At 56.9% G+C, this 24,357-nt stretch carries 22 protein-coding genes; 3 read left to right on the forward strand and 19 right to left on the reverse strand.

Annotated features, from left to right (window positions below; genetic code table 11):
* Positions 1–17: 17 nt before the first annotated feature.
* The 3 genes from glgX to asd all read right to left on the reverse strand — a co-directional run bounded on the left by glgX (position 18) and on the right by asd (position 5,508).
* Positions 18–1,991, reverse strand: a complete 1,974-nt coding sequence (gene glgX / locus ACMGG3_RS16705) for a glycogen debranching protein GlgX (protein WP_196087520.1) — start codon at positions 1,989–1,991, stop codon at positions 18–20.
* Positions 1,988–4,174: a 1,4-alpha-glucan branching enzyme gene (gene glgB / locus ACMGG3_RS16710; RefSeq protein ID WP_047954779.1), complete on the reverse strand. Its 2,187-nt coding sequence runs from the start codon at positions 4,172–4,174 to the stop codon at positions 1,988–1,990. Before glgB ends, glgX begins: the two co-directional genes overlap by 4 nt.
* A 230-nt stretch (positions 4,175–4,404) precedes the next feature.
* A complete protein-coding gene (gene asd, locus ACMGG3_RS16715) occupies positions 4,405–5,508 on the reverse strand; it encodes an aspartate-semialdehyde dehydrogenase (protein ID WP_014171986.1) in 1,104 nt (367 codons plus the stop codon).
* A gap of 177 nt (positions 5,509–5,685) precedes the next feature.
* On the opposite strand from asd, the gene yhgN reads away from it, so the two are divergent.
* Positions 5,686–6,279, forward strand: a complete 594-nt coding sequence (yhgN, locus tag ACMGG3_RS16720; RefSeq protein ID WP_003861574.1) for an NAAT family transporter YhgN — start codon at positions 5,686–5,688, stop codon at positions 6,277–6,279.
* 50 nt (positions 6,280–6,329) lie between these two features.
* Here the strand turns inward: yhgN and gntU are convergent, their stop codons facing one another.
* The 5 genes from gntU to ACMGG3_RS16745 form a co-directional block, all read right to left on the reverse strand.
* Entirely contained in the window at positions 6,330–7,670 is a 1,341-nt protein-coding gene (gene gntU / locus ACMGG3_RS16725; RefSeq protein ID WP_014171987.1) for a gluconate transporter, read from the reverse strand.
* 3 nt (positions 7,671–7,673) lie between these two features.
* Entirely contained in the window at positions 7,674–8,201 is a 528-nt protein-coding gene (gntK, locus tag ACMGG3_RS16730; RefSeq protein WP_414149320.1) for a gluconokinase, read from the reverse strand.
* Positions 8,202–8,327: 126 nt separating this feature from the next.
* Entirely contained in the window at positions 8,328–9,323 is a 996-nt protein-coding gene (gene gntR, locus ACMGG3_RS16735; RefSeq protein ID WP_044857807.1) for a gluconate operon transcriptional repressor GntR, read from the reverse strand.
* A 100-nt stretch (positions 9,324–9,423) separates the two neighbouring features.
* On the reverse strand, positions 9,424–10,119 hold the full coding sequence (locus tag ACMGG3_RS16740) for a pirin family protein (RefSeq protein ID WP_014171990.1): 696 nt from the start codon (positions 10,117–10,119) through the stop codon (positions 9,424–9,426).
* A gap of 122 nt (positions 10,120–10,241) precedes the next feature.
* The gene (locus ACMGG3_RS16745) at positions 10,242–11,279 is read right to left on the reverse strand and encodes an oxidoreductase (protein WP_228176361.1); all 1,038 of its coding nucleotides are present in this window, start codon (positions 11,277–11,279) and stop codon (positions 10,242–10,244) included.
* Positions 11,280–11,588: 309 nt separating this feature from the next.
* Here ACMGG3_RS16745 and yhhY point away from each other — a divergent pair, with 309 nt between their 5' ends.
* Positions 11,589–12,077 (forward strand): N-acetyltransferase, encoded by a 489-nt coding sequence (gene yhhY / locus ACMGG3_RS16750; RefSeq protein WP_014171992.1) that lies wholly within the window; start codon positions 11,589–11,591, stop codon positions 12,075–12,077.
* Positions 12,078–12,116: 39 nt separating this feature from the next.
* Here the strand turns inward: yhhY and ggt are convergent, their stop codons facing one another.
* On the reverse strand, positions 12,117–13,859 hold the full coding sequence (ggt, locus tag ACMGG3_RS16755) for a gamma-glutamyltransferase (RefSeq protein WP_025202845.1): 1,743 nt from the start codon (positions 13,857–13,859) through the stop codon (positions 12,117–12,119).
* A gap of 127 nt (positions 13,860–13,986) precedes the next feature.
* Between ggt and ACMGG3_RS16760 the strand changes: the two genes are divergently transcribed.
* Positions 13,987–14,373 (forward strand): DUF2756 family protein, encoded by a 387-nt coding sequence (locus ACMGG3_RS16760; RefSeq protein WP_020884553.1) that lies wholly within the window; start codon positions 13,987–13,989, stop codon positions 14,371–14,373.
* Here the strand turns inward: ACMGG3_RS16760 and ugpQ are convergent.
* The 10 genes from ugpQ to livK all read right to left on the reverse strand — a co-directional run bounded on the left by ugpQ (position 14,354) and on the right by livK (position 24,354).
* Positions 14,354–15,103 carry a glycerophosphodiester phosphodiesterase gene (gene ugpQ, locus ACMGG3_RS16765; RefSeq protein WP_059305699.1) on the reverse strand — a complete coding sequence of 250 codons (750 nt, stop codon included), beginning with the start codon at positions 15,101–15,103 and terminating at the stop codon, positions 14,354–14,356. The genes ACMGG3_RS16760 and ugpQ overlap by 20 nt on opposite strands.
* Positions 15,100–16,170, reverse strand: coding sequence for a sn-glycerol-3-phosphate import ATP-binding protein UgpC (locus ACMGG3_RS16770; RefSeq protein WP_041162891.1), 1,071 nt, complete (start codon positions 16,168–16,170; stop codon positions 15,100–15,102). The genes ugpQ and ACMGG3_RS16770 overlap by 4 nt, the downstream gene beginning before the upstream one ends.
* A gap of 1 nt (position 16,171) precedes the next feature.
* Positions 16,172–17,017 carry a sn-glycerol-3-phosphate ABC transporter permease UgpE gene (gene ugpE / locus ACMGG3_RS16775; RefSeq protein ID WP_014171997.1) on the reverse strand — a complete coding sequence of 282 codons (846 nt, stop codon included), beginning with the start codon at positions 17,015–17,017 and terminating at the stop codon, positions 16,172–16,174.
* Positions 17,014–17,901 (reverse strand): sn-glycerol-3-phosphate ABC transporter permease UgpA, encoded by an 888-nt coding sequence (gene ugpA / locus ACMGG3_RS16780; protein WP_414149321.1) that lies wholly within the window; start codon positions 17,899–17,901, stop codon positions 17,014–17,016. Before ugpA ends, ugpE begins: the two co-directional genes overlap by 4 nt.
* Before the next feature lie 73 nt (positions 17,902–17,974).
* Positions 17,975–19,291 (reverse strand): sn-glycerol-3-phosphate ABC transporter substrate-binding protein UgpB, encoded by a 1,317-nt coding sequence (gene ugpB / locus ACMGG3_RS16785; RefSeq protein ID WP_032679132.1) that lies wholly within the window; start codon positions 19,289–19,291, stop codon positions 17,975–17,977.
* 227 nt (positions 19,292–19,518) lie between these two features.
* Entirely contained in the window at positions 19,519–20,232 is a 714-nt protein-coding gene (livF, locus tag ACMGG3_RS16790; protein WP_020884549.1) for a high-affinity branched-chain amino acid ABC transporter ATP-binding protein LivF, read from the reverse strand.
* 1 nt (position 20,233) lies between these two features.
* The gene (gene livG / locus ACMGG3_RS16795) at positions 20,234–21,001 is read right to left on the reverse strand and encodes a high-affinity branched-chain amino acid ABC transporter ATP-binding protein LivG (protein ID WP_014172002.1); all 768 of its coding nucleotides are present in this window, start codon (positions 20,999–21,001) and stop codon (positions 20,234–20,236) included.
* Positions 20,998–22,275: a branched chain amino acid ABC transporter permease LivM gene (gene livM / locus ACMGG3_RS16800; protein ID WP_014172003.1), complete on the reverse strand. Its 1,278-nt coding sequence runs from the start codon at positions 22,273–22,275 to the stop codon at positions 20,998–21,000. Before livM ends, livG begins: the two co-directional genes overlap by 4 nt.
* Entirely contained in the window at positions 22,272–23,198 is a 927-nt protein-coding gene (gene livH / locus ACMGG3_RS16805; protein ID WP_020884547.1) for a high-affinity branched-chain amino acid ABC transporter permease LivH, read from the reverse strand. The genes livM and livH overlap by 4 nt, the downstream gene beginning before the upstream one ends.
* Positions 23,199–23,244: 46 nt before the next feature.
* Entirely contained in the window at positions 23,245–24,354 is a 1,110-nt protein-coding gene (gene livK, locus ACMGG3_RS16810; protein ID WP_049022901.1) for a high-affinity branched-chain amino acid ABC transporter substrate-binding protein LivK, read from the reverse strand.
* Between the last annotated feature and the right edge of the window lie 3 nt (positions 24,355–24,357).

The following is a 24,357-nucleotide window of genomic DNA, read 5'->3' on the forward strand; positions in this document are numbered from 1 at the left end:
GACTAACTCCTTTTTTATCATCTTTGGAATACGCACACTCCGTGCGCAGGCCCGTGCCAGACAGCCATTACTACCGGATTATCCGCTCCGGCAAATGGGGGAACAGCGCGCCATTCCCCGTCAGGTAAAACAATCTCAGCGACGTCATCCGTCGCGTTCAGCGTGACCAGCCACCTCTCCGAAAGCAGGATTTGCAGGCGTGGTACGCCGTGTTGCCACTCTTGCGCGCTTAAGGGTTGCGCGTCTTGATTCAGCCAGCGGACATTACCGTCGCCCTCTTCCCACCAGCGATCGGCGGTGAGCGCGGGAATTTGCTGGCGAAGATGGATCAGCGCAGCGGTAAAGTGAATCAACCCGCTGTTCGCTTCACCCCAGTCGAGCCAGGTCAACGTGTTGTCCTGGCAATACGCATTGTTATTACCATGCTGACTGTGACCATGTTCATCGCCTGCCAGCAGCATCGGCGTGCCCTGCGACAATAACAGCGTTGTCAGCAGCGCATGCACGCTGGCGCGTCGCCGCTCGATAACATCAAGGCTTCCGCCTAACCCTTCTATACCATGATTGAAGCTATGGTTATTGTTAGTGCCATCGCGATTCTCCTCGCCGTTCGCTTCATTGTGTTTCTGATTGAAACAAACGCAGTCCCGGAGCGTAAAACCGTCGTGCGCCGTCAGCAGGTTGATCGTCGCAGACGGTCGTTTGCCATCGCGCTTAAAAAGATCGCTGGACCCGGCAAAGCGTCCGGCGAACTCCCCCAGCGACAGATTCCGTTCCAGCCAGAAGCGGCGCGCGGCATCGCGATAGTGATCGTTCCACTCGGCAAACAGGGGCGGGAAATTCCCGACCTGATAACCCCCTTCACCGATGTCCCACGGCTCGGCAATGAGCTTCACCTGTGACAGCACCGGACAGTTTTTGATCGCTTCAAACAGCGGCGCCTGCTGGCTGAAGGCCGGCGTACGCCCCATAACGGGTGCCAGATCAAAACGAAAACCGTCGACGTGGAACGTGTCCACCCAGTACTTCAGGCATTCATACGCGAAATGCATGACCGCCGGGTGGCTGAGATTGAGCGTGTTACCGCAACCGGTCCAGTTGAAGTAATCGCCATCGTCCCTGATCCAATAATAGCTACGGTTATCAATTCCGCGCATGGAGAGCGTCGGTCCATCGAGATCGCTTTCCGCACTGTGGTTCAGTACCACGTCCAGAATGACCTCAATACCTGCCGCATGAAGCGCCTTTACCGCATCACGAAACTCGTCCCGCGCCTTGTCCGGATGAGTGGCATAGCGGGGTTCGAGCGCAAACATCGCCAGCGGGTTGTAGCCCCAGTAGTTACTGAGCCCCAGCCGCTGCAGACGAGGTTCACTGGCAAAATGCGCGACGGGCAACAGCTCCAGGGCCGTGATCCCGAGGTGCTTGAGGTAGGCAATCATGGTCGGATGACCGAGCGCCTGGTAGGTGCCGCGCATCTCTTTCGGGATTGACGGATGCAGATACGTCAGCCCTTTGACATGCGCCTCGTAGATAACGGTGTTGCCCCACGGCGTGCGCGGCGGGGCATCGTCTTCCCAGTCGTAGAGATCGTTCACCACCACGCTTTTAGGCGCCACGGGGGCGCTGTCGCGGTGGTCGGGTTCACCGTAGCCGACATGGAAAATAGGGTCGTCTTTAAACTCGCCATCCACGCGGTGCGCACACGGATCGATCAGCAGCTTCGCCGGGTTAAACCAGTGCCCCTGCGCAGGTGCCCACGGGCCGTGTACGCGATAGCCGTAGTGCATTCCTGGCCGTCCCCCGGCCAGGTAGCCGTGCCAGGTATCTCCTGTGCGAGACGGCAGGTCGTAACGATGTTCATTACCCTCGCCGTCAAATACGCACAGTTCAACCCGCTCCGCATGGGCAGAAAAGAGCGTGAAATTCACCCCCTTTCCATCAAAACGTGCCCCGAGCGGTTCGGGTTTACCTGCCGTAAGCTGGGTCATTCCCCCTCCCGGATCAGCCAGATGGTACTGAGCGGCGGTAGCGTAAGGCTCAGGGAATTCGGTCGCCCGTGGCTTTCAATGGCATCGCTTTGCACCAGACCACCGTTACCGGCATTGCTGCCGTGGTAGTGCGTGGAATCGGTATTCAGGATTTCACGCCACTTGCCGGCCTGGTTAATCCCGAAGCGATAATGATGGCGCGGTACAGGGGTAAAGTTGCTGGCGACGATAATTTCGTTGCCGGCTTTATCCCGCCGCACAAAGACAAACACCGAGCGCTCATGGTCATCCACCACCAGCCACTCGAAACCGTACGGGTCAAAATCAAGCTCATGCAGGGCTTTGTGGTGACGGTAGGTCAGGTTCAGGTCCCGCACCAGACGCTGTACGCCGTGGTGCCAGTTGTCGCCCCCTTCCAGCAGATGCCAGTCGAGGCTGGTGTCGTGGTTCCACTCGCGCCCCTGGGCGAACTCATTGCCCATAAACAGCAGTTTTTTACCCGGGAAGGCGAACATCCAGCCGTAGTAGGCGCGCAGGTTGGCGAACTTCTGCCATGCATCGCCCGGCATGCGGTCGAGAATGGATTTTTTGCCATGCACCACTTCGTCATGCGACAGCGGCAGCATGAAGTTCTCGGTGTAGTTGTAGAGCAGCCCGAAGGTGAGTTTGTCATGGTGATACTGACGGTAGACGGGATCCAGCTTCATGTAGTCGAGCGTGTCGTGCATCCACCCCAGGTTCCATTTGTACCAGAACCCCAGTCCGCCGGTTGACGGTGGACGGGAGACGCCAGGGAAGTCGGTGGACTCTTCCGCCATCGTCACCGCACCGTCTACCTGCTCGCCGATAATACGGTTGGTGTTGCGCAGAAACTCAATCGCTTCCAGGTTTTCACGGCCGCCATACTCGTTCGGGATCCACTCGCCTTCTTTGCGGCTGTAGTCGCGGTAGATCATCGACGCCACGGCATCAACGCGCAGGGCATCAATGCCAAAGCGCTCAATCCAGTACAGCGCATTGCCCACGAGGTAGTTTGCCACTTCACGACGACCGTAGTTGTAGATCAGCGTGTTCCAGTCCTGGTGATAGCCTTCGCGCGGGTCGCTGTGCTCGTACAGCTTAGTGCCGTCAAACTCTGAAAGACTAAAATCATCGGACGGGAAATGGCCCGGCACCCAGTCGAGGATCACGTTTAACCCGGCGGCGTGCGCGGCATTGATAAAATAGCGGAAGTCATCGCGCGTGCCGAAGCGACGCGTCGGGGCATACATCCCGGTCGGCTGATAACCCCAGCTTCCGTCGAACGGGTGTTCATTAATTGGCAGCAGCTCAAGGTGGGTAAAGCCCATCCATTTCGCGTACGGAACCAGCTGGTCGGCAAGCTCCCGGTAGCTGAGCCAGAAGTTATTATCGGTATGGCGACGCCAGGAACCGAGATGCACTTCGTAGACGGAGATTGGCGCATCAAAGCGGTTGGCCTGCTTGCGTTCTTCACTCTGGACAACTTTTTCCGGCAGGCCGCAAATCATTGACGCGGTTTCTGGACGCATCTGCGCTTCGAAGGCGTACGGGTCGGACTTAATACGCAGCTTGCCGTGCGCATCGATCATCTCGAATTTATACAGCTGGCCGTTGTGCGCACCGGGGATAAACAGCTCCCAGATACCGCTTTCACGGCGCAGACGCATCGGGTGACGACGGCCATCCCAGTAGTTGAACTGGCCGACAACGGAAACTCGCTGGGCGTTAGGCGCCCACACGGCAAACCGCGTGCCGGTGATGCCATCCATCGTATCGGCATGGGCACCCAGCGTTTCATAAGGTCGCAGGTGGGTACCTTCAGACAGCAGCCACGCGTCCATCTCCTGTAAAAGAGGCCCAAAACTGTAGGGATCATCGATGAGATTTTGCTGACCATGCCAGATAACGGCAAGCTGATAACGAAAAGGGTTTTTACGACGGGGCATTACGCCCGAAAAGAAGCCACGAGAATCGAGGCATTCCAGATTGCCGACCTTGCGGCCGGTTTTGGGTTCGATAACCCACACTTCTGTGGCATCCGGTAACAGTGCCCGGACTTCCAGCCCGGCCTCGGTACGGTGCATCCCCAGTACGGAAAAGGGGTCGGCAAAATGACCCGCAATAAGCGCATTAATCACGTCTCTATCCACACGATCGGACATGGTATTCATCCTGTTTTTTATGTCGTCCTTTTTTAGCGCCTGGGACGACTTTAATGTGACCTGAACGGGCATCCTCTCAGCCCCGTCCTAACCTCAGGTAAGAAATAACTCTTCCTTAAAGCATAGCCAACGCTCTAAATGACTCCTGATAAAAAATAAGACATATGCGTTTTACTCCATGTAGTACGCGGAAAAGGGGGTGAAAATCACCCCCGGGGTTTAACAAATTATTACGCCAGCTGGCGCAGCATGCGACGCAGCGGCTCGGCTGCGCCCCACAGAAGCTGGTCGCCGACGGTGAATGCAGAAAGGAACTCCGGCCCCATGTTCAGCTTACGCAGACGACCAACCGGGGTGGTCAGCGTGCCGGTGACGGCAGCCGGGGTCAATTCACGCATGGTGATGTCGCGATCGTTTGGAACCACTTTCGCCCACGGGTTGTGTGCAGCCAGCAGCTCTTCCACGGTCGGAATCGACACATCTTTTTTCAGTTTAATCGTGAAGGCCTGGCTGTGGCAGCGCAGCGCGCCGATACGTACGCACAGACCGTCAACTGGAATGGTGTTCGCGGTATTGAGTATTTTGTTGGTCTCAGCCTGACCTTTCCACTCTTCGCGGGTCTGGCCGTTATCCAGCTGTTTGTCGATCCACGGGATCAAACCACCGGCCAGCGGTACACCAAAGTTATCCACCGGCAGCTCGCCGCTGCGGGTCAGCTCGGTGACTTTACGCTCGATATCGAGAATAGCGGAGGCCGGATTTGCCAGCTCGGTCGCAACGCTGTGGTGCAACTGGCCCATCTGCGTCAGCAGTTCGCGCATATGACGCGCACCGCCGCCGGATGCGGCCTGGTAAGTCGCCACGGAGACCCACTCCACCAGGTCCTGTGCGAACAGGCCGCCGAGGGACATCAGCATCAGGCTGACGGTGCAGTTACCGCCGACAAAGGTTTTTACGCCGTTGTTCAGGCCGTCGGTGATGACGTCCTGGTTGACCGGGTCGAGAATGATGATGGCATCGTCTTTCATGCGCAGTGAAGACGCCGCATCAATCCAGTAGCCCTGCCAGCCGCTTTCACGCAGCTTTGGATAAATTTCGTTGGTATAATCGCCGCCCTGGCAAGTGACAATAATGTCGAGTGCCTTCAGCGCTTCCAGATCGAAAGCATCCTGCAACGTACCGGTGCTGCCGCCAAAAGAAGGTGCAGCCTGGCCGAGCTGGGAAGTGGAGAAGAAGACCGGGCGGATGGCGTCAAAATCGCGCTCTTCAACCATGCGTTGCATGAGAACAGAGCCGACCATACCGCGCCAGCCGATAAAACCAACGTTTTTCATAGCATTTTTTTCCTGCAGAGGGTGTGTGCTGATTGTGCAAACCAGTATTCAACTGGGATATGCTTCACATTACAAAATGCTGCCAAAGTCGCAAGCGAAATTAATCGATGATGGCCCCCCAATCAGAAATAGCGCTAATCATCATAATAACCATAGAGAGTTTCAGGGATAATTTTAATGAGTGAAATCATATCCGCGGCGGTTTTATTGATCCTGATAATGGATCCTCTGGGCAACCTGCCTATCTTCATGTCGGTGCTGAAGCACACCGAACCCAAACGCCGTCGGGCGATCATGATCCGCGAGCTGCTTATCGCGCTGCTGGTGATGTTCATCTTCCTGTTTGCCGGTGAGAAAATCCTCGCCTTCCTGAATCTGCGTGCCGAAACGGTTTCGATTTCCGGTGGGATTATCCTGTTCCTGATAGCGATTAAGATGATTTTCCCGAGCGCCGAAGGCAGCAGCAGCGGCCTGCCCGCGGGGGAAGAGCCGTTTATTGTGCCGCTGGCGATTCCCCTTGTCGCCGGACCGACGATTCTGGCAACGCTGATGCTGCTGTCGCATCAGTACCCCAATCAGATGAGCCATCTGGTGATTGCCTTGCTGATTGCCTGGGGCGGGACGTTTATCATTCTGCTGCAGTCGTCGTTGTTCCTGCGTCTGCTGGGTGAGAAAGGCGTAAACGCGCTGGAGCGCCTGATGGGGTTGATTCTGGTGATGATGGCGACGCAGATGTTCCTGGACGGGATCCGCGCGTGGATGAAGGGCTAGGTAAAAACAAAAAAGGACAACTCACGTTGTCCTTTTGCTTTTAGCCGGGTTTAACTCAGCAGCGTAAACGCAATCATCCCGACAATGGCACCCGTCGTGCCGAGGATGGTTTCCATCAGCGTCCAGGTTTTCAGGGTTTGCGCTTCGGTCGCACCGGTAAATTTACCGAACAGCCAGAAGCCGGCGTCGTTGACATGTGACACCACAATCGAACCGCCCGCAATACAGATTGAGAGTGCGGCCATCTGGGCACCGGAGTAGTTAAGCTGTTCAATCACCGGCATCACCAGACCCACGGCGGTTAAACATGCCACCGTCGCAGAGCCCTGGATGATACGCACCGCCGCAGCCAGTACGAAACAGGTCACCGCAATGGGCAGCCCCATGCCGGTCAGGGCTTCGCCCAGCGCCGGACCCACGCCGGAATCCACCAGCACCTGTTTGAACACGCCACCGGCACCGATCACCAGCAGAATGATACCCGCCGGCTGCAGCGCATGGCCGCAGATTTCCATCACTTTGTCTTTCGGCATGCCCTGACGCATCGCCAGGCCGTACATCGCCACCAGACACGCCACCAGGATCGCCGTGAACGGGTGGCCGATAAACTCAAACCATTCGTACGCGGTAGACCCTACCGGCACGAAACGCGCGGCGATGGTTTTCAGCCCCACCAGCACCAGCGGCAGCAGGATCAGCGCCAGGCTGAAGCCGAAGGACGGCATTTTGCCTTCGCCAAGGTGCGGCTCGGTGACGTCATCCGGAATGTGAAGCTCAACGTAACGGCTGATGAAGTTGCCCCACAGCGGGCCGGCAATAATCATTCCCGGGATTGCCGCACACAGGCCAATCAGGATCATCCAGCCAAAATCGGCGTGCATCTGAGAAGCCAGCAGCATCGGCGCAGGCCCAGGCAACAGGAACGCCGCCGCAGCCGCCACGCCCGCAAACAGCGGAATCACCAGCTTCACGAGGTTAGTGCCGGTATGGCGCGCCATCGAGAACGCCACGCTAATCAGCAGCACCACGGCCACTTCGAAGAACAGCGGCAGCGCACAAATCAGACCGGCGAGGCCAATCGCGTAGTGCGCACGGCTGTGTCCGAAGGATTTGAGCATTTTGACGGCAATCTGGTCGACTGCGCCCGTCTCATGCAGGATCTTGCCAAACATCGCGCCCAGCGCGACCACAATGGCCAGGAAACCCAGCGTGCCTCCCATCCCTTTTTCCATCGTCGCTGCGATCTTATCGAGCGGCATACCGGAAAAGAGACCTGCACCAATAGACACCACCATTAAGGCAACGAAAGCATGCATACGCGCTTTCATCACTAAAAACAGCAGCAGCAATACGGAACCAACTGCTGTTAAAACTAGCGTTAATGTACTCAAAACTTACTGCCTTTTATTAATGACCTCGATGGTGCTGGCAACAACACCCTCCAGTGACTGATCGATATCAATCACTAAGACGTCTTTCTCATCGTCACCCGGCTCCTGCAACGCTTCGAACTGCGTCACCAGCATCTGGGTTTTGAAGAAGTGGCCTTTACGCGCCTTCAGACGGCTCTCAATCACCTCGAAATCGCCTTTCAGGTAGATGAAAGAGAGGTTCGGGTTGCCGTCACGCAGCAGGTCGCGGTAGGTTTTTTTCAGCGCGGAGCAGACGATCAGGGAGACCTTGTTGGTACGCTGCATCGCGAACGCGGCGTCATTCAGCGCCTGCAACCACGGTTTGCGGTCGTCATCGTTCAGCGGCTCGCCGGAGGCCATTTTCATGATATTGCTGCGCGGATGGAGGAAGTCGCCATCAAGAAACGCCGCATGAAGTTGATGCGCCACTTCGCTGGCCACGGCAGATTTACCGCTACCGGAAACGCCCATCAGGACGTAAACGTGGTGATCATGATTAGTCGTGCTCAAAGGGTGTCCCTCAGTCAATTGTTACGGGTAACAGTTATCGGTAACATTGTCCTGCCGGGGCAAAAGAGAAGCAATATCCAAACGTGCGCGAAGTGAATAAGTGTGACCCACTTCAAATTTGTCAGCTTAAATAGATCCACCCGGTGACAAGGTGAAACCTAAATCTAACATTTTCGGCGTCACCATCTCGCCACGTATGCGCGCCAGCAGGCGTTCTGCGCCAATACGGCCCATACGTTCACGCGGTGTCAGGACGCTCGCCAGACGGGGTTCCATCACCTGGCCGATGTCGTGGCCGTGGAAACCGGCAATCGCCATGTCTTCGGGGATCTTCAGCCCCAGACGCTGGCATTCGAACGCTGCACCGACCGCAAGGTCATCGTTGGTACAGAAAATACCGTCCAGTTGCGGATACTCGCGTCGTGCCTGACGCATCAGCTCAATACCCGACGTATAGGATGACGACTGCTCAACCATCACGCTGTACGGTGTTAAACCGGCGTCGAGCATTGCCTGCTCGTAACCCTTCTGTTTGATGATAGTACGTTCATCCAGACGTGCACCCAGGTAGGCAATATGGCGATGGCCGCGGGCAATGATAGCCGCCGTCATCTGGCGCGCCGCTTCGAAGTTATCAAAGCCCACCGCAATATCGAGACACGGCGACTGGCTGTCCATCAGCTCCACCACCGGAATGCCTGCCACTTCAATCATTTTTAGCGTACGGGGGGTGTGAGTACGTTCGGTTAAAATCAGACCGTCGATGTTCCAGGAGAGCATGGACTCAAGACGTTCTTCTTCCAGTTCCGGCTTGTACCCATAGTGGGCGAGCATGGTCTGATAGCCAAAGGCATCGGTCACGCTTTCAATGCCGCGCAACACTTCGGCAAAAACCTGGTTGGTTAAGGAAGGCAGGAGGACGCCAACCGCGCGGCTGGTCGCATTCGAAAGAATATCGGGGGCGCGGTTAGGGATATACCCCAGTTCATCGAGGGCAGCGGCAATCTTGCCACGCAACGCCACGGAAACCTGTTCCGGGTTACGTAAAAACCGGCTGACCGTCATTTTGGTCACACCGACGCGATCGGCTACATCCTGAAGTACGGGGCGTTTCTTTTTCATCGTCCTGAGAAATCGTAAGTGATAGATTTGCTCAGTTTATCACGGACAAAGCCCATCCTTCCCCTGTCAAAGGGAAGGATGGGCATTTATTTATGATTTATTACACCGGTGGCAGATCAAACAGCAGAATTTCGCTTTCACTGTCGGCATGCACGGACAGTGCCTGCTCATCCCAGATTGCCAGACCATCCGCCGTGGTAGCTTTCGTGCCGTTAATAGACACCTCGCCTTTCACCACCTGGATCCAGACGCGGCGGTTAGCGGCAATCTGATGGACAGACTGTTCGTCTTTTGCCAGCGCCCAGCGGTACAGTTCCATATCCTGGTGCACTTTCAGCGAACCGTCACGCGCATCCGGAGAGAGCACCAGCTGTTTGCCCTGTTTAGCATCAAAGCGGCGCTGTTCGTAGCGCGGGGTGATGCCGGTTTCTTCCGGAATGATCCAGATTTGATACAGGTGCAGTTTTTCCGTTTTGCTTGGGTTGTATTCAGAGTGACGCACCCCGGTACCCGCACTCATAATCTGGAACTCGCCCGCCGGAACCTGCTCTTTGTTGCCCATGCTGTCCTGGTGCTCAACCGCCCCTTCCAGCACATACGTCAGGATTTCCATGTCTTTGTGCGGGTGGGTACCGAAGCCCTGGCCTGCATCAATCACGTCATCGTTAATGACGCGCAGTGCGGAGAAGCCCATAAAGTTCGGGTCGTAGTAGTCAGCAAACGAGAATGAATGCCATGAGTCCAGCCAGCCATGATTCGCGTGACCACGTTCGTTTGCTTTGCGTAAGTAGATCATTGTTTCACCCTCAGTTCGTTTCGATGGAGTAAGTGTGGACGCAAACGGCCTGGGATCATAGAGGGTGAAAATTGACTCCTCTGTTCAAAAATTTAGAACAAGCAAAGAGGAGTCATAATTTCTTATCTGGCGAGGGTTATCGTGGCAGGAGAGGCCTGTTCGAAGGCCCGTTCAAGGAGTTCGAGATTGGTCATAACTTCAGATTCCTTGACGTAATTGGGCGCACCGTTAGTCAGGGTCTCATACAGCGCATCGTAAACGCGTCCGTAGTCACCCGCTTCGGGTTTTACGTCCTCTTTAACGGTGATGCCCTCTGCGTTGACGTACTCCAGCACGCCCACGGAGTCATCCGCCGCAAACCCCGGGTCGCCGGGCATAATGTTCGCCTTCAGGCTGGTCTCCTGCTGGTCGATACCGTACTTGATAAACGAGCCTCGGGTGCCATGCACAATAAATTTCGGGTAGTCAATTTTCACCAGATGGCTGGTTTTGACGATGGCTTTCAGGTCGCCGTAAAACAGCTGGGCTTCGAAGGTGTCATCCGGATTGGCTTTGTTGCGCAGGCTGCGGATGTCGTACGCCATGTGGTCCGGTCGGCCAAACAGAGAGATGATTTGATCGAGCGTATGCACGCCCAGACCATAGAATGAGCCATCCTGCGGCAGGCCGGGATGCGTTTCGGCCACCGGGCGGTAGTAATCAAAGTGGCTTTCAATCTCGACGATGTCACCCAGTTTACCGCTCTCAATCACTTTTTTTGCCGTCAGGAAGCAGCTGTCAAAGCGGCGGTTTTGGTACGGCGTAACGGTCAGCCCTTTGCGCTTCGCCAGGTCAAACAACGTTTTCGCCTCTGCCATTGTCGGGGTAAACGGCTTTTCCACCAGCACGTTTTTGCCCGCCTCCAGCGCGCGTTTTGCGTACTCGAAATGGCTGTCAGCATGGGTACAGACAATCACCAGTTTGACCTGCGGATCGTTGAGGACCTCATCAAGATCGCTGGTGAAATGAATATGGGAGTACTGGGGAGACTGCTCTTCCGGCTTCGCGCGACGCCGGTAGATATGGGCAACGTGCCAGCTGTCTTTGCGGTTGAGAACATACGGAAGGTGGTAACGCGTGGTGCTTTTGCCAAATCCAATAAATGCGCAATGTAATGTCATGGCTCAGTCCTTTTTAAGGTTACTGAGTGCAACCATAGCGCAAGTTTTGCCCTCACCCCAGCCCTCTTCCACGGGGAGCGGGCGAAAAAAGACAAAAAAAAAGCCAGCTAAAAGCTGGCTAAAGTAATACTGGAAGCAATGTGAGCAATGTCGTGCTTTCAGGTTCCCGTAGGGGTCTTCCTGAACGCATAGCAATAATAATCATTCTCATTCGCACTTGTCCAATCTTTTTTGCAAAAATTAGCAGTTGACTCAAATTTTAATCTCACTGATGTTGGAATGGACGTTTAACTGACTGAGGATGAAGGAATGAGTGAGATTGTGATACGCCATATCGAAGCCCGCGATGCAGAAGCGTTACGTGACATTATGTCGCATCCTGGGGTGTATCACGACACGCTACAACTTCCCCATCCCTCAATGGATATGTGGCATGACCGGGTCGCGACGAAACCGGGAAGACGGCATCTCGTCGCCTGTCTTGACCAGCGAGTGGTTGGGCATATGGCACTCGATGTGATGGAAAATCCCCGCCGCAGCCACGTTGCAACGTTCGGCATTAGCGTGGCCGCTGATGTACAGGGACGCGGTGTGGGTCGTGCGCTCATGCGCGAAATGGTCAATCTCTGCGACAACTGGTTGCGCATTGAACGCATTGAGCTCACGGTTTTTGCGGATAACCCTGCGGCACTGGCGCTGTATAAGAAGTTTGGGTTTGAAATCGAAGGGACCGGCAGGAACTTCGCCCTGCGTAACGGCGACTATGTGGACGCGTATTACATGGCGCGGCTGAAGTGATAAATTGCCCGGTAACGCGACGCTTACCGGGCAATAAAATCAGAACCCCGCCGTCAAATCATCCACCGAACGCGGATCCGAGGCCCCAAACAGCGTGCCGTCCGGGCCGACCATAATGCTCTGGGTGCTGCCCATTGCCTCTTTCAGCGCCACCTTCTGTCCGCGCTGCTCCAGCAGTTTTAAGGTGTCCGGGCTAAAGCCCTTCTCAACACGCAGCTCGTCCGGCAGCCACTGATGATGGAAACGTGGTGCGTTCGTCGCTTCGGCGACATTCATTCCAAAGTCGATGCTGTTCACCACCATCTGCAGCACCGTGGTGATAATACGGCTGCCGCCAGGGCTGCCTGTCACCAGCCAGGTTTTACCGTCTTTGACCACGATGGTAGGCGACATGGACGATAGCGGACGCTTCTTCGGTCCGACCGCATTCGCATCCCCACCCACCAGCCCGTAGACGTTCGGCACGCCCGGTTTGGCCGAGAAGTCATCCATCTCGTTATTGAGCAGAATCCCGCTGTTGCCTGCCACGATGCCTGTACCAAAGGTGGTGTTGAGGGTATAGGTCACCGCCACCGCGTTACCGTCTTTATCCACCACCGAGAAGTGGGTGGTCTGGTTGCTCTCATACGGTGCCAGCTTGCCCGGGCGGATCTCGCTCGACGGTTTGGCCTTGTTGATGTCAATCTCATCAGCAATCGATTTGGCATAGGCTTTATTGGTCAGCGCCTGCCACGGCACCTTCACGAAGTCCGGGTCGCCCAGGTATTCTGAACGGTCGGCGTAGGCGCGTTTTTCCGCCTCTGCCATCACCTGCATGGCATCCGCACTGCCGAAGCCGAACTTGTGCATATCGAAGTTTTCAAGAATGTTGAGGATCTGCACGATGTGAATGCCGCCGGAAGACGGCGGTGGCATCGAGAAAACGTCATAGCCGCGATAGCTTCCGTGAATCGGCTCACGCTCGACGGCCTTGTACTCCGCGAGATCCGCTTTGGTGATAAGCCCACCGTTCTTTTGCATCTCTTCGGCAATCTGGTCGGCAATCGCCCCTTTGTAGAACGCATCCGGGCCGTGCTCCGCAATCAGCTCCAGACTTTTCGCCAGGTTCTTCTGCACCAGCTTATCGCCCTTCTTCAGCGGTTCACCGTCTTTCCAGAAGATAGCCTTGCTGTTTTCGTGATTCGGAATCACTTCGCTGCCATAGGTTTTAAGATCGTCAGCCAGGGCGTCATTCACCACAAAACCTTCGCGGGCGAGCTTAATCGCAGGCTGTACCACTTTGTTGAGCGGCAGGGTGCCATATTTTTCCAGCGCCAGGGAGAAGCCTGCGACGGTGCCCGGCGTACCGGAGGCGAGGTGCGAGGTCAGGGATTTTTTGCTGTCCGGGTTGCCTTGATCGTCAAGGAACATATCGCGGGAAGCCTGTCCGGGGGCCATCTCACGGAAGTCGATGGCGGTGGTTTTGCCGTCTTTGGTCCGCAGCATCATAAAGCCGCCGCCGCCCAGGTTCCCCGCCTGCGGATGCGTCACCGCCAGCGCATAGCCCACCGCGACTGCCGCATCCACCGCATTACCGCCCTGCCGGAGAATATCGACGCCCACTTTCGTTGCCAGCGCATCCACCGACGCCACCATACCCTGCGTTGCCCGCACGGGATGAAAAACATCTTCCTCCACGCCGTACGAGACTGGCGGAGCCGCTGGCGGGTTGGCCGCCACGCTAAATGTGCCGCCTGCCATCAGCGCGGCGATCGCTATCCAGCGCAAAAACGTTGGTTTCATCATTATTGTTCTCCAGGTGAAGAGGGCCATATTCCCCGCTTAAGCCTGGTTCACAACTCCTAAAAAATCATCGTCATGGTGAAATCAGGGTAAACTTAAGAGAAGCCTCAAAAGAAGGGAGATGACAATGAAACGCTTACTGATTCTTACGGCGCTGCTTCCGTTTGCCGCGCTCGCACAGCCACTCAATACGATGAACAACCCGAACCAGCAGGGCTACGTCATTCCAAGCCAGCAGCGTATGCAAACGGAGATGATGAGCCAGCAGCAACAGCAGAAAGGGATGCTGAACCAGCAGTTGAAAACGCAGACCCAGATGCAGCAGCAAAGCCTGCAAAATCAGATGAACACCAACACCCAGCGCATACAGCAGGGTCAGGTGCGTGAGCAGCCGCTGCCTAACCCGAACGGCGGAATGCTGGGCGGGATGACCTCGTCGGGCAGCGGACAGCAGCATATGCTGCCGTCCCAGTCACCGTCGAATGGCGGGATGCTTAATTCTTCGCAGAACTAAAGTTCGGGCCGATTACGTCAATCGCATCGGTACAGATACTGTCCACCCCCCAGCGCAGCAGCTCTGCCGCGCGCTGGGGTTTGTTGACGGTATAGACCAGGATATGCAGCCCCGCCTCTTTCAACATTTTTACCCGCGCCTCATCCAGCAGCGCGTGGTTCAGGTGAATAGACACACACCCTAAACGGCTGGTCAGCTCACGCCAGTCATCACGCCACGTGTCGAGCAGCAGTCCGCGCGGCAACGCCGGAACGGACGCCTGCGCCGCCTCCAGGGCATCAATGTCAAACGACGACAGCAGGGGTGGCGTCATGCCCTCCCACAGCTCACGCGCGGCCAGCGCAATGACTTTACCTGTGAGTGGCCCGGTGCCGGTGGTTGGTTTGATTTCGATATTGGCCATCATGCCGTGCAGACGACAGCGGTCAGCCACTTCCGCCAGCAGCGGCAGCGGCTCGCCTTTGAACTCGCTGCTGTACCAGCTTCCGGCGTCGACGTTCAGCAGATCGCGCCACGGCAGGTCTCCCGCCACGCCCCAGCCATTGCTGGTGCGTTCGAGGTTGTCATCATGCAGAAGGAAAATCTCGCCGTCTTTCGATAGCTTGGCGTCGAACTCGATCATCGTGTGACCGTAATGCGCGCCCATATCGATAGCCGCCAGCGTGTTTTCCGGCGCCAGTTTACCGCCGCCCCGGTGGGCGACGATGTGGGGATAAGGCCAGTTACTCATATACGTTGTCCTGTTTCACCGTCGAATACGTGCAGGTGATTTTCCGGCAGATGCAGCCACAGCGTGCTGCCTGCTTTAGGGCGCTCCTGATGGGCCAGACGCACCACCATTTTTTGTTCACCCCAACGTCCGTGCGCCAGGTTGTCAGCCCCCAGCATCTCCAGCGTGTCCATGACCAGCGGCACGCCGCCTTCCGCCTGTGAGGTTAACCCAATATGTTCCGGGCGGATACCGAGCGTCATCTTACGCCCGGCATAGCTACGATAGTACCCGTTTACGGGCAGCGCCATCCCACTTTCCAGCTCAAAGTGCGTACCGGCGCTGCTGAGCCGCCCTTCCAGCAGGTTCATCGCCGGGCTGCCAATAAAGCTCGCCACAAAGCGGGAGGCCGGTTTCTCGTATACCTCTACCGGGGTGCCAATCTGCTCGGCGACGCCTTTGTTCATCACCATCACGCGCTGGGCGAGGGTCATCGCTTCCACCTGATCGTGCGTCACATACAGGGAGGTGGTTTTCAGACGACGGTGCAGCTGCTGCAGCTCAAGGCGCATCTGCACGCGCAGCTTGGCATCAAGGTTTGAGAGCGGCTCGTCGAACAGGAACACCGCAGGGTCACGCACAATGGCGCGCCCCATCGCCACACGCTGGCGCTGTCCGCCGGACAGTTCACGCGGACGTCGCTTGAGCAGGCCATCCAGTTCCAGAATACGCGCCGCCTCTTTCACGCGCTCATCGATATGGCTTTTGCCCATCCCGCGGATTTTCAGCCCCCAGGCCATGTTCTCTTCCACGCTCATGTGCGGGTAAAGGGCGTAGTTCTGAAACACCATCGCGATGCCCCGGTCCTTCGGCTCCATCTCGGTCACGCGCTGGCGATCGATCCAGATATCGCCGCTGGTCACACGTTCAAGCCCGGCAACCATGCGCAGCAGCGTCGATTTTCCGCAGCCTGACGGGCCAACCATCACGATAAATTCCCCGTCCGCCACGTCGAGCGTTAACGGCTGAATGACCTGGGTTTTGTTGTCCCAGCTTTTGGTCACTGCCTGTAATTTTAAACCTGCCATCTTATTTCTCACTGTCCACTAAACCACGCACGAACGCACGCTGCATGGCTAAAACGATAACGACCGGGGGGATAAGGGTGAGCAGCATCGCCGCCATCACCTGATTCCAGAGCGTGGTGCCTTCACCGGTGGCGATCATGCCTTTGATGCCCGCCACGGCGGTGCCAAGATTGACGTCCTGAATAATCAGCAGCGGCCACAGATACTGGTTCCAGCCGTAGATAAAGGTGATGACAAACAGCGCCGCAAGGTTGGTTTTCGACAGCGGCAGCACGATGTCACGGAAGAAGCGCATCGGCGAGGCTCCGTCAATACGCGCGGCCTCAATCAGCTCGTCCGGCAGGGTCATAAAGAACTGGCGGAACAGGAAGGTGGCGGTGGCCGAGGCCATCAGCGGCAGGGTTAAACCTGCGTAGCTGTCCAGCATCTTCAGGTTAGCGATCACTTCCACCGTCGGGAAGATACGCACTTCGACCGGCAGCATCAGGGTGATGAAGATCATCCAGAAGAACAGGTTACGCAGGGGAAAGCGGAACCAGACGATGGCGAAGGCCGAGAGCATCGACACCGTGATTTTGCCCACCGTAATACCGAACGCCATGATGAAGCTGTTCAGCATCATCAGCCAGAATGGCGCGCTGTTAGCGCCCACGCCCTGGGTCCAGATGGTTTTCATGTTTTCGAAAAGATGCCCACCAGGGATCAGCGTCATCGGCGTATCAAACACCGCTTTGGTGTCCAGCGTGGCGGCAACGAAGGCCACGTACAGCGGGAACAGAATGACGATGATGCCCAAAATCAGCATGGTGTGGCTGAACATCGTCAGCCCGCGACGGTTCTCGATCATTGGTAGCGCACCTTACTTTCGACATAACGGAACTGCACTACCGTGAGAAGGATGACGAGGAACATCAGCACGACCGACTGGGCGGCGGATGCCGAGAGATCCAGACCGGCAAAGCCTTCGCGATAGATCTTATAGATAAGCGTCGTCGTGGCCTGCACCGGGCCACCGGCCGTGGCGGCGTCGATCACCGGGAAGGTGTCGAAGAAGGCGTAAACCAGGTTGACCACCAGCAGGAAGAAACTCACCGGGGCAATCAGCGGCAGCGACAGCCTAAAGAAACGACGGACCGGCCCTGCACCATCAATCGCCGCGGCTTCAATCAGCGAGCGCGGAATAGACTGCAGCGCAGCAAAGAAGAACAGGAAGTTGTAGCTGATCTGTTTCCACACCGACGCGAAGACCACCAGGAACATCGCCTGACCGCTGTTCTGGGCGTGGTTCCAGTCGTAGCCGAACTCCGCCAGAAAATGGGTAATCAGCCCGCGCCCTGGATTAAACAGGAAGATCCACAGCACGGCGGCGACGGCAGGCGCCACGGCGTAAGGTAGCAGCATCAGCGTCTGATACAGACGGCTGCCGCGCACCACGTAATCCACCAGCGCCGCGAAAAAGAGCGATGCGACAAGGCCGCTGACAGTGACCAGCGCGCTGAACTTCATGGTCGTCCAGAAGGCGTCGAGGTAATAGCTGTCATGGAACAGTGCGGTAAAGTTGTCCAGCCCGACAAACTGGCTGGAAAGCCCAAACGGATCGACGCTTTGTACCGAGTACCAGAGCGCCTCGCCCGCAGGCCAGATAAAGAAGATAACGGTGATGACCAGCTGCGGCGCGACCAGCAAATACGGCAGCCAGCGCGAACGGAACACCGGACGGGATGAGGACATAGTTTAGCTCAGCATAGGTAGCCCTCACCCCAGCCCTTCCCGCAGGGAGAGGGACAGGATGAGGGTAAAATGATTAAGACTTTGTTGATTGCTCAAAGCGTCGCAGCAGCTGATTACCGCGCTCTACCGCAGAATCCAGCGCCTGCTGTGGGGTTTTCTTCCCGGTCCACACGCTTTCCAGCTCTTCATCTACGATGGTACGGATCTGCGGCATGTTCCCCAGACGCAGGCCTTTGGTGAACGGCAATGGCGGCTTGTTGAGCATCTGACGCGTCGCGATATCCGCGCCCGGGTTTTTGCTGTAGAAGCCCTGCTCGCGGGTCAGGTCATACGCGGCCGTGGTGATAGGCAGGTAGCCGGTTTTCTGATGCCATTCGGCAGCATTCTCTGGTTTCGCCAGGAAGTCGAGGAACTCGGCCACGCCCTTGTAGGTGCCCTTGTCTTTGCCCTGCATGACCCACAGGCTCGCCCCACCGATGATGGCGTTCTGCGGTGCGCCTTTCACATCAGCGTCGTAAGGCATCATGCCTACGCCGTAGTTGAATTTTGCGTAATGACGGATATCCGCCAGAGAGCCGGAAGAGGCGGTCGTAATCGCGCAGTCACCGTTGTAGAACTTCTCGGTGGATTCGTCTTTACGCCCGAAGTAGCTGAAATCGCCCTTCTTGTTGAGATCGGCGAGCAGAGCGATGTGCTTCACCTGCTCTGGCTTGTTGAACTCCAGTACCGCGTCGGTGCCGTCGAAGCCGTTGTTTTTGGTGGCCACCGGCAGGCCGTGCCAGGCGCTGAAGTTTTCAATCTGGATCCAGCCCTGCCAGCCGCTGGCGTAGCCGCACTTCATCCCCGCCGCTTTCAGCTTAGCGGTGTACGCCGCCAGATCCTGCCAGGTTTTTGGCGGTTGTTCCGGATCTAAACCGGCTTTCTTGAAGGCGTCTTTGTTGTAGTACAGCACCGGCGTGGAGCTGTTAAACGGCTGAGACAGCAGATGACCGGTTTTGGAATCGGTGTAGTAACCCGCCACGGTCGGCACGAACTGCGATTCGTCGAAGTTGATACCTGCGTCTTTAAACACTTCGTAGACCGGTTTAATGGCTTTAGAGGCCATCATGGTCGCAGTACCGACTTCGTAAACCTGAAGCAGCGCAGGTGCATTACCGGTACGGAAAGCGGCAATGCCCGCGCTCAGGCTCTGCTCGTAGTTACCTTTGTACACCGGCACAATTTTGTAATCCGGATGGGTGTCGTTGAAACGCTGCGCCAGGGAGTCAACTTCTTTACCCAACTCCCCTTCCATGGAATGCCAGAACGGAATGGTGGTGACAGCCATTGCGTTCGCCGCAAAAGTCAGCCCCATTGCCAGACCCAAAGCTGTGTGTCGTAACGATGTCATTGTCATCTCTCTTATTGTGCCGGATGCGCGATATCACGCGTTTTTATGCTCGCGAGGTAACATGACATGCTCGAATGACAGAAAAATAACTGTTTCTTTACAGTGAGATGACAACAAAACGTCAGGCGGATGATGGTTGTGTGAAGGCGGTTGGGGTAAGTTCGGTGCGGTCTGGTGCCCTGCATGAAAAAAGGCAACTGACGTTGCCTTTTTGCTTTTGCTTTTATCTAGCCGCCGAGATAGGCGCTTCGCACCGCTTCGTTTGCCAGCAGCGCGTCGCCGGTATCGGAGAGCACCACGTGGCCGTTTTCCAGCACGTAGCCGCGGTCGGCGAGCTTCAGCGCCTGGTTGGCGTTCTGCTCGACGAGGAAGATGGTCATCCCCTCTTTACGCAGCTGTTCGATGGTGTCGAAGATCTGCTGAATGATGATCGGCGCAAGACCGAGCGACGGTTCATCCAGCAGCAGCAAACGCGGCTGGCTCATCAGCGCGCGGCCAATCGCCAGCATCTGCTGTTCACCACCGGACATCGTGCCGGCCCGCTGAATACGGCGCTCCCACAAACGCGGAAACAGCTCATAGACCCATTTGATGCGGGACTGGTACTGGTCGCGGTCAGCAAAGAAGCCGCCCATCGCAAGGTTCTCTTCCACCGTCATTCGTGAGAAGACGCGACGCCCTTCCGGGACAATCGCCACCGCTTCACGCATGATTCTGGCGGTTTGCCAGTCGGTAATATCTTTGCCATCAAAGACAATCCGCCCGCTGGTGGCGCGCGGGTCGCCGCACAGGGTGCCGAGCAGCGTGGTTTTACCCGCACCGTTCGCGCCAATCAGGGTGACGATTTCGCCCTGATTGATATGCAGGCTGACGTCGTGCAGCGCCTGTATCTTGCCGTAGTGAGCATTAACCTTGTCGAACGTTAACATCGCTTTTTCCATCTTATGCCTCACCCAGGTATGCACGGATCACGTCCGGGTTGTTGCGGATCTCTTCCGGCGTCCCGTTTGCCAGCGGCGTGCCCTGGTTTACCACGTAGATACGGTCAGAAATGCCCATCACCAGCTTCATGTCATGCTCAATCAGCAGGATGGTGGTGTCGTGATGATCGCGCAGTTCGGCAATCAACTCGTCCAGCTCTTTGGTCTCTTTCGGATTAAGCCCTGCCGCCGGTTCATCGAGCATCAGGATTTCTGGCTGCGTCACCATGCAGCGTACGATCTCCAGACGACGCTGGTCACCGTAGGCCAGGTTGCTGGCCTGACGGTTCGCATGCTGCAGCAGGCCGATACGGTCGAGCCAGGTGGCGGCGCGGTCGAGCGCTTCATCCTGAGCACGGCGGAAGGCCGGGGTTTTCAGCAGGCCAGAGAAAAGGCCGGTTTTGAGCTGCAGGTGTTGCGCCACCAGCAGGTTCTCTATCACCGTCATCTCGCGGAACAGACGCACGTGCTGGAAGGTACGCACCACCCCCATGCGGGCAATCTGCTGGCCCGGAAGCCCTTCCAGATGCTGGTCGCGCAGCTTGATGGTGCCGCCCGTCGGCTTGTAGAAACCGGTCAGGCAGTTAAAGACCGTGGTTTTCCCCGCGCCGTTAGGGCCAATCAGGGAGACAATCTCTTTCTTGTGCAGATCCAGATTCACGTTGTTGACGGCCAGCAGGCCGCCAAAACGCATCATCAGGCCGTTAACGGATAATAATGGCTGGCTCATGCCTGCTCTCCTTTCGCTTGCCCGTTTTTCAGCTTCAGCTGTGGACGGGTCATCGGCAGCAAGCCCTGCGGACGCCAGATCATCATCAGCACCATCAAACCACCCAGCATCAGCATGCTGTATTCGTTAAAGTCGCGCATCAGCTCACGGGAGACCACCAGCAGAATGGCCGCCAGGATAACGGCAAACTGCGAGCCCATACCGCCGAGCACCACAATCGCCAGTACAAAGGCAGATTCGGCAAAGGTAAACGATTCGGGGCTGACAAAGCCCTGACGCGCGGCAAACAGTGTACCGGCAAAACCGGCAAACGCGGCGCTGATGGTAAACGCAGTCAGCTTGATGCGGGTCGGGTTGAGGCCCAGCGAACGGCAGGCGATTTCATCTTCACGCAGCGCTTCCCACGCACGGCCCAGCGGCATACGCAGCAGACGGTTAATCACGAACAGGGTAAGCACCACCAGCAGCAGCGCCACCAGGTAGAGCCAAATCACCCGGTCGGACGGATCGTACTTCACGCCAAAGAAGTTGCTGAAGGTATCCCAGCCCCCTTCGCGAGCCGTACGGCTGAACTCCAGACCAAAGAAGGTCGGTTTCGGGATCTGGCTGATCCCGTTCGGGCCGCCGGTCACTTCGGTGTTGTTGAGCAGCAGGATACGCACGATTTCGCCGAAGCCTAAGGTCACAATCGCCAGATAGTCACCGCGCAGGCGTAAGACCGGGAAGCCCAGCAGGAAGCCCGCCGCGGCGGAGACCAGGCCCGCCAGCGGCAGACAGGTCCAGAAGCCGAGACCGTAATAGTGGTTCAGTAGCGCGAAGGTATAGGCCCCGATGGCGTAGAAACCACCGTAGCCCAGCACCAGCAGGCCAGACAGCCCCACCACCACGTTCAGGCCCAGACCGAGGATCACGTAGATCATGGTCAGGGTCGCGATATCGACCGTACCGCGAGAGACCACAAACGGCCACGCCACCGCAGCCACCAGCAGCGCCACGAAGAACAGCTTCTGCTTAACGGTTGAGCCGTCGAGAGCCGGCAGAACGAATTTCGGACCGGAGACACTTTTCAGCGTCTTCTGGAACACAGGACGCAGCATCTGGAACAGAAACACGACCGCGGTGCCAATGAATATCCACTGCCAGCGAATGTCAGCGGCGGTATCCACCACCAGTTTTGTGCCGTCCAGCTCTAACTGGACGCCCATAAAGACGCCTGCCAGCACGAAGAACATGGCGGCTGAGAGGAGCGCCATTGCGAAATGCATCGGTTTCATACTTTCTCTACCTCCGGACGACCCAGAATACCGGTAGGCATTACCAGCAGAACCAGAATCAGCAGGGCAAACGACACCACATCTTTATATTCCGTACTCAGATACGCGGAGGAGAGCGCTTCGGCCACGCCCAGGATCAGGCCGCCAATCATCGCGCCTGGAATACTGCCGATACCGCCCAGGACCGCCGCGGTGAAGGCTTTCATCCCGGCCATAAAGCCGATGTACGGGTTGATAACGCCGTAGAACTGCCCCAGCAGGACACCCGCGACCGCCGCCATCGCTGCCCCAATCACAAAGGTCAGGGCGATAACGCGGTCGGTGTTGATGCCAAGCAGGCTCGCCATCTTCAGATCTTCTGCGCAGGCACGGCAGGCGCGTCCCATACGCGAGTAGCGGATAAAGACCGTCAGGGCGAGCATTGCAACGAAGGTCACCACCCAGATCACCAGCTGCATGGTGGTGATAGAGGCAGAGAAGTTCTCGCTGGCACCGACCACCCACTGACCGTTGAACAGGCTTGGCAGCGCCACGTCGCGCGAGCCTTCCGTCAGGCTGACGTAGTTTTGCAGGAAGATCGACATCCCGATGGCGGAGATCAGCGCAATCAGGCGTTTGGAGCTACGCACCGGCCGGTACGCCACGCGTTCAATGCTCCAGCCATAGGCGCTGGCAATCACAATCGCGCCGACAAACCCGGCGGCGACCAGCAGCCAGCTGCTGTCGATACCCATCATCATCAGGGCGGCGATAATCATAAAGGAGACATAGCTACCGATCATGTAGACCTCGCCGTGGGCGAAGTTAATCATGCCGATAATGCCGTAAACCATCGTGTAGCCGATGGCGATCAGCGCGTAGGTGCTTCCCAGCGTGACGCCGTTAAACATCTGCTGCAGGAAATAGAGAAACTGCTCGGACATATGCAAACCTTTTTATACCCGCCCGGCGGTCCGGGCGGTGGGATAATTATTTGGCGACCGAGGACGAACCGTCGGCGTGCCACTTAAAGACACCAAACTCAAATCCCTTCAGATCGCCTTTCTCATCCCAGTTCAGCGGCCCAATCACGGTGTTCGCCCCGTGTGCTTTTAAATCCTTCACCAGATCCAGCGGTTCTTTGCTGCCGGTGCGATCCAGCGCGGTTGCCAGAGACTGCACCGCCGCATAGGTGATCCAGACGTACGGACCACTTGGATCTTTCTTCTGCGCCTTGAGCGCGTCTACGATAGCCTTGTTCGCAGGATCCTGGTCATAGCGTTTTGGCATCGTCACCAGCATGCCTTCGCCTGCGTCCCCGGCGATGTTCGACAGGGAGGCGTTACCGACGCCTTCTGGCCCCATAAACTGGGTTTTCAGCCCGACCGAACGCGCCTGACGCAGCATCTGACCCATTTCCGGGTAGTAGCCGCCGTAGTAAACAAAATCGATATTCTCTTTTTGCAGACGGGCGATCAGCGCGGAGAAATCTTTCTCGCCAGCGGTGATGCCATCAAAGAAGACGATATTCGCGCCGCCTTTTTTCAGCCCGTCCTGAACGGAACGCGCCAGGCCTTCGCCGTACTGCTGTTTGTCATGAATAATGGCGATGCGCGTCGGCTTGACGGTATCGAGGATGTATCGGGCGGCGGTTGGTCCCTGAGACGAGTCCAGACCGGCAGTACGCATGATGTGCTGATAACCGCGCTGAGTCAGTTCAGGGTTGGTTGCGCCCGGGGTAATCATCAGAATGCCTTCGTCTTCGTAGATATCCGACGCAGGCTGGGTGGACGACGAGCACAGGTGGCCAATCACGTACTGGATGCCATCGTTCACGATTTTGTTAGCGACCGCGACGGCCTGTTTGGGATCGCAGGCGTCGTCATATTCCACGCCAACCAGCTTGTCGCCTTTGATGCCGCCTTTGGCGTTGATGTCTTTGATTGCCTGGCGAGCACCGTTGAACTCCATATCCCCCCACTGGGCAACAGGACCGGACATCGCACCCACTACAGCAACCTTAATATCTTCCGCCATGGCTGCATGCGAAATCGCCAATGCAACCATCCCCGCGAGTAACGTCTTCGCGTTCCTTTTCATCTC

Origin of the sequence: Enterobacter sp. BNK-18 (assembly GCF_047456135.1) — a bacterium.
Classification (GTDB): Bacteria; Pseudomonadota; Gammaproteobacteria; order Enterobacterales; family Enterobacteriaceae; genus Enterobacter; species Enterobacter ludwigii.